This is a genomic window from Streptomyces sp. AC627_RSS907 (assembly GCF_019049165.1).
In genome coordinates, this window is sequence record NZ_JAGMUE010000418.1 from 1 (window position 1) to 567 (window position 567).

Consider the following 567-nt stretch of genomic DNA (forward strand, 5'->3'; position numbering starts at 1 on the left):
GCGGCGAACTGCATGCCGACGGGGAGCCCCGTCGTGGGGTCGGGCGGGGCCGGCACGGACATGGCGGGGGTGCCGGCCACGTTGAAGGCCGCGGTGAACGGGGCGAGGTCGAAGAGGCGGCGGAGCCAGCCGAGGCCGTCCAGGGTCTCGGCGTCCTTGGCGTACGTGCCCAGCGGTACGGGGAGTTCCGGCAGGGTCGGGGTGAGCAGGATGTCGTGGGTCTCGAAGTACCGGGCCACGGCGCGGGAGAGGCGGTTGCGCAGCGCGAGGGCCGTGACGAACTCGGTGCCGGTGACCTGCCGGCCGTAGTGGTAGCTGGCCAGGATGGGCGGCTCCAGGGTCGAGGAGTCGACGGGGCGTCCGGTGGCGGCGGCCAGTTCGTCGATCGAGACCGCGAGGTTGGCCGTCCACTGTCGGGCGTTGGCCAGCAGGAACTCCTCCCAGTCCACCCCGAGATCGACCGTCACCTCCTCCACCCGGTGGCCGAGGGAGGCGAGGAGCCGCGCGGTGCCGGCGAGCGCGTCGGCCACCGGCGGGGCGGTGCGGTGACCGCCCCAGGCGTGGGTG

Annotated in this window: 1 protein-coding gene; it reads right to left on the minus strand. The window is 74.3% G+C overall.

The genetic code is table 11. The features are described from left to right. Positions 1-567 (minus strand): amidase family protein (locus KUM32_RS36220; RefSeq protein WP_254406640.1); only part of this gene is annotated, 567 nt, incomplete at both ends.